Source organism: Actinoplanes sp. NPDC048791, assembly GCF_040650095.1.
Lineage (GTDB): Bacteria > Actinomycetota > Actinomycetes > Mycobacteriales > Micromonosporaceae > Actinoplanes.
In genome coordinates this window covers 1-5,254 of record NZ_JBEZGQ010000602.1, presented here as the reverse complement: position 1 = coordinate 5,254, position 5,254 = coordinate 1, and the positions used below count along the sequence as shown (strand labels likewise).

Sequence of the window (5,254 nt, the reverse complement as noted above, 5' to 3'; positions counted from 1 at the left end):
GCCCGTCGGCGGCGCCGGCGGGATCGGCAGCACGACCGGCTTCACCTGGGTGATGGTGACCTCCTTGCCGTGGTGCAGCAGGTCCAGACGCGCCGACCCACCGCCGTTGCGCAGCGAGTAGGTCACCTCGTCGGCCGTGACCTCCACCCGCAGCCGCAGGCCGCGCCAGAGCAGCGAGAACTCCAGCGCGTTGATCCGGCTCGGCAGCCGGGGTGCGAAGGAGAGCTGCCCGTTGGAGTCACGCATGCCGCCCAGGCCCGCCACCAGGGCGATCCAGGAACCGGCCAGGGACGCCACGTGCACGCCGTCCCGGGCGTTCTGGTGCAGGTCGTGCAGGTCCATCAGGGCGGCCTCGCCCAGGTAGTCGTGGGCCAGCTCCACGAAACCCACCTCGGCGGCCATGACGGCCTGGATGCAGGCCGACAGCGACGAGTCCCGCACGGTACGGGCGTCGTAGTACGCGAAGTTGCGGGCCTTCTCCTCGGGGGTGAAGGCATCACCCCGCAGGTACATGGCCATGACCAGGTCGGCCTGCTTGACCACCTGCTTGCGGTACAGGTCGAAGTACGGGTAGTTCAGCAGCAGCGGGTACGCCTCCGGCGGGGTGTTCTCGAAGTCCCACTCCGCCAGCCGGGTGAAGCCCTCCGACTGCTGGTGCACGCCGAGCTCCCGGTCGTACGGGATGTGCACCGAAGCCGCCGCGTCCCGCCACGAGGCCGACTCCTCGTCGTCCACGCCCAGCTTGCGGGCGAGCTCCGGGTGCCGCTTGGCCGCGTCCGCCGCGGCGAACATGTTCTGCTGCGCCATCAGGTTGGTGTAGACGTTGTCGTCGACCACGGCCGTGTACTCGTCCGGGCCGGTGACGCCGTCGATGTGGAAGCGGCCGTGCCGGTCGTGGTGCCCGAGCGAGCGCCACAGCCGGGCGGTCTCGACGAGCAGCTCCAGGCCGTAGTCGCGCTCGAAGTCGAAGTCGCCGGTCGCGGAGACGTAACGCCGCACGGCGTCGGCGATGTCGGCTCCGATGTGGAACCCGGCGGTGCCGGCCGGCCAGTACGCCGAGCACTCCTGCCCGCGGATCGTGCGCCACGGGAAGGCCGCGCCCTGCAGGCCGAGGGTCTGCGCGCGCTCCCGGGCAAGATCCAGAGTGGAGTGCCGCCAGCGCAGCACGTCCGCCGCCGCGGCCGGCTGCGTGTACGTCAGGGCCGGCAGCACGAACGTCTCGGCGTCCCAGAACGTGTGACCGTCGTAACCGGGGCCGGTGAGGCCCTTGGAGCCGACCGGTCGCTGCTCGGCGCGGGCACCGGCCTGCAGCGTGTGGAACAGGCCGAAGCGGACGGCCTGCTGCACCTCCGGGTCACCCTCGACCTTGACGTCGGAGTGGTCCCAGAACGCGTCCAGGTATTCCCGCTGCGCCTCGACCAGGCCCTCCCAGCCGTCCAGCCGGGCGCTGGCGAGGGCCGCGCCGACCTGGTCGCGCACGGCGGGCAGCGAGCGGTTGCTCGACCAGCCGTACGCGGCGATCTTGACGACCCGCAGCTTCTGACCCGGCTCGAGCTTGCAGGCCACCGTGGTGCGCAGCCAGTCCGGGTGGCCCTCGGTGGTCACCGCGTGCTTGCCCGGCGTCTCCACCAGGTGCTCCATCGCCGCGGCCATCCGCAGATCACTGGCCTTGGTGCGGTGCACGAGCAGGCCGCCGGTGCGCTGCTCCAGCATCTCCTCGGCCTGCAGCGGGTGGTCCAGCACCGCCGCCACCCGCGGGTCCTTGCTGGTCGCCGGGAGCTGCTCGTTGGCCACCAGCTCGGACTGCAGGATCAGCCGGGCGGAGGCGTCGAGCGGCTCCACCTCGTACAGGAAGGCGACGATGGCGCGGTGGGTGAACGACACCATGCGTACGGTCCGCACGCGGATCGCCTGACCGGAGGGTGAGACCCACTCCACGATCCGCTCGAGCGTGCCCGCGCGCAGGTCCAGCGAGCGCTCGTGGGAGCGCAGCTCGCCGTAGCGCACGTCGAACGGCTCGTCGTCGACGAGCAGCCGCATGAGCTTGGCGTTGGTGACGTTGACCATCGTCTGGCCCGACTCGGGGAACCCGTAGCCCGCCTCGGCGTACGGCAGCGGCCGCAGCTCGTAGAACGAGTTGAGGTAGGTGCCGGGCAGGCCGTGCGGCTCGCCCTCGTCCAGGTTTCCCCGGATGCCGATGTGGCCGTTGGCCAGGGCGAAGACCGACTCGGACTGAGCCAGTACATCCAGGTCCAGCCGGGTCTCCCTGATGTGCCAGGGATCGACGGGGTAGGCCCGTTCACGGATCACGGTGGTGCCTCTCGCAACTGAGAAAGGAGAAAGTCTGTAAGGGGATTACTTGAGGAGCTCGGCGAGATCCTGCACGACGATGTCGGCGCCGTGCTCACGCAGGGCGTCGGCCTGGCCGACCCGGTCCACGCCGATCACGATGCCGAAGCCGCCGGCCTTGCCGGCGGCCACGCCGGCCAGAGCGTCCTCGAACACCGCGCACTGCTCCGGGGCCACCCCGAGCAGTTTCGCGCCGGCCAGAAACGTGTCCGGGGCCGGCTTGCCCGGCAAGTGTTGCTCGCGGGCGGTGATGCCGTCCACGCGCACCTCGAGCAGCTCCGCGATGCCGGCCGCCCGCAAGACGTCGGCGCAGTTCGCACTGGCCGACACGACGGCGCGGCGCAGCCCGGCGGCCTTGGCCGCATGCAGGTAGTCGACCGAGCCGGGGTAGACCTGCACGGCGCCTTCCTGGATCTTCTGCAGGACCAGGATGTTCTTGCGGTTGCCGATGCCGTTGACGGTCTCCGCGTCGGGACCGTCGTCGGGCGTGCCTTCGGGCAGGGTGATGCCCCGCGAGGCGAGGAACGTGCGAACCCCGTCCGCACGCTGCCGGCCGTCGACGTACTGGTGGTAGTCGGCGCCCGAGTCGAACGGTACAAACGGCTGTCCATGGTGCCGGGACCAGGTCTGGAGGAACGCGTCGAAGGTCAATTTCCACGCCGCGTTATGCACCAGGGCGGTCTGCGTGAGCACGCCGTCGAGGTCGAAGAGGCACGCCGTCACATGAGGAGGTAGTCCAAGCACTGGCCCAATGTAGTCGCCCCGGATGGCCGACACGCCTCAATGCCCTCGATCACATTTCCACGGCGTTTCATTCTTCGTTCAGCCGGCTGTCGCACTCTCGTTGACCAGGCCAGACCTGGTATTGCGGCCGGGCAGGTGTACGCACAGTTCGATAGTCGTGCCAATTGGGCCGGTCGCCATCGTCACCTCGTCGCACAGTTGGTGCGCCAGCCAGATGCCCCGGCCGCCCACCTCGAACGCCTCGGGCACGTTCGGCGGCCGGCGGAACTGCTCCGGGATGCCCGGCCCCGAGTCGGTGACCGTGCAGCACACCGTCGTCGCCGTGACCGACAGCACGATGCGACCCTGGCCACCGGCGTGCAGCACGGCGTTGGTGATCACCTCGTTGATCGCGAGGACGAAGCCGTGCAGCCGGTCGGCGAGCAACCCGGTGTCCAGCCGCGCGGTGACCTCGTGGCGGACCACGGTGATCTCGTCGCGGCCGAACCTGCGGTCCAGCAGGGTCGACCCACCGGCCGGAGAGTGCACGGGGGTGGCGTCCGGCGACTCCCTGTCCGGAGCCGGACGCAGCATGTGCTGGTCGACAGTCTCTTCCACCGCCGGTCAGCCTACGCTGCGTACCGCCTCCGTGGCAGTCAAGGAACGGGTAATAGATCAGAACAGATGCGACAGCGTCCGCAGGATCTCCCCGTAGAAGTTGCCGTCGATGTCCCGGAGAACGGCCGCAGGGTCCACGCCGGCTGGGTGCCGACGAAGCCGAAGAGCAGGATCCAGACGTACAGCAGGGTCATGCTCGGCGGCGTCGGCTGGCTCTCCTTGGGCGGCCGGACCGGGCGCGGGTGGTGCGCGATCGGGGTCAGCATGTAGCCCGGCGGCACCACGGGAGCCGGCCGTTGTCGTTGAGCACCCGCATGCCGCCGGTCAGGAAGCGCAGCCCGGCCAGGGCCGACAGCGCCGGGATGGCCACGTTGAGCAGCTTGAAGAACCCGTAGTCGGGCGCGGTGATCAGGAAGAACAGCGGCAGCTTCACCGCCGAGGTCAGGGCCATCAGCACGCTGTGGAACGAGCCGAGGACCCGCCGTAGCAGGCCAGGGCCAGCAGCATCTGACCGGTCAGGCGACCCTGCTCACCTCAACGACGTCGATACGCCATCGCACCGACGTAGGGGGGACGATGCCCCATACCGTCAAGAGGAGCGAGAGGGGATCTTCATCGCCATCCGACGTCGATGCGGTCGCCGCGCTCGTCGAAGAAGTGCAGGGCGTCCATCCGTACGTTGATCGCCAGCGGATGCCCCGGGGAGACCGCCGGGTACGGCGCCAGCCGCACAGCCAGCTCGGCGGGCCGCCGGTGGTGCCGGCCCGGGTCGCTGAGCACCGAGGCCTTCTCGGCCTCCTCCCGCTCCAGCACGGCCTTGTCCGTACGCCCGGTGAGCCGCTGCAACGCGCCCCCGATCCGCCGCACCACGCCGGTCTCGGCGTCGGTCTCGGTGACCGCCTTGCCCAGCTCGTCGACGACCACCGCGGTCGCCCCGATGTCCAGGAAGGCCAGCGACTCGTGCCCGTGGTGCTCGAGGTAGCGGATGCGTCCCTGCAGCACGTCGCCCGGGGTGTCCGGGGCGACCGGGGTGAGCGCCTCGGCCCGCATCCCGACGACGATGCGCTCACCGTGATAGTGCGAGATCGCCCGCGCCCGGATGTCGTTCCAGGGCAGGTAGAGGGCCTGCTCGCCGAGGTTCAGCGCGATGTAGCGGTCCAGGTGCACGTAGACCGAGGCCTCGAGCAGGTTCATCCGGGGCGCGCCCAGGAAGGCGGCGACGTAGAGGGTGGCCGGGCGGCCGTACACCTCGGTGGGGGTGCCCAGGTCCTGCAGCACGCCCTTGCGCATGATCGCCACCCGGTCGGCCATGGTCAGCGCCTCGGCCTGGTCGTGGGTGACGTACATGGTGGTGACGCCCAGCTCGCGGGTCAGGCTGGTGATCTCGGCCCGCAGCTCCGCGCGCAGGCCGCTGTCGAGGTTGGACAGCGGCTCGTCCATCAGGAACAGCCCCGGGCGGCGCACGATGGCCCGGCCCATCGCGACCCGCTGGCGCTGGCCGCCGGAGAGCTGGCCGGGCGTGCGTGGCGTTCGACCAGGGCATCGAGGGCGGTCTGCAGGCGGG

The 5,254-nt window shown here is 70.3% G+C and carries 5 protein-coding genes; all 5 read right to left on the bottom strand.

Annotated elements, in window-relative coordinates:
• The coding region (locus tag AB0C29_RS32305; RefSeq protein ID WP_360828225.1) for a glycoside hydrolase family 65 protein at positions 1–2,310 on the bottom strand (2,310 nt) is incomplete at its 3' end.
• A 45-nt stretch (positions 2,311–2,355) separates the two neighbouring features.
• Positions 2,356–3,093, bottom strand: a complete 738-nt coding sequence (locus AB0C29_RS32300; RefSeq protein WP_360828222.1) for a beta-phosphoglucomutase family hydrolase — start codon at positions 3,091–3,093, stop codon at positions 2,356–2,358.
• 78 nt (positions 3,094–3,171) lie between these two features.
• A complete protein-coding gene (locus AB0C29_RS32295; RefSeq protein ID WP_360828219.1) occupies positions 3,172–3,690 on the bottom strand; it encodes an ATP-binding protein in 519 nt (172 codons plus the stop codon).
• Between the two features lie 259 nt (positions 3,691–3,949).
• A complete protein-coding gene (locus AB0C29_RS32290) occupies positions 3,950–4,141 on the bottom strand; it encodes a hypothetical protein (protein ID WP_360828216.1) in 192 nt (63 codons plus the stop codon).
• 161 nt (positions 4,142–4,302) lie between these two features.
• Positions 4,303–5,254 (bottom strand): ATP-binding cassette domain-containing protein (locus AB0C29_RS32285; protein ID WP_360828213.1); only part of this gene is annotated, 952 nt, incomplete at its 5' end.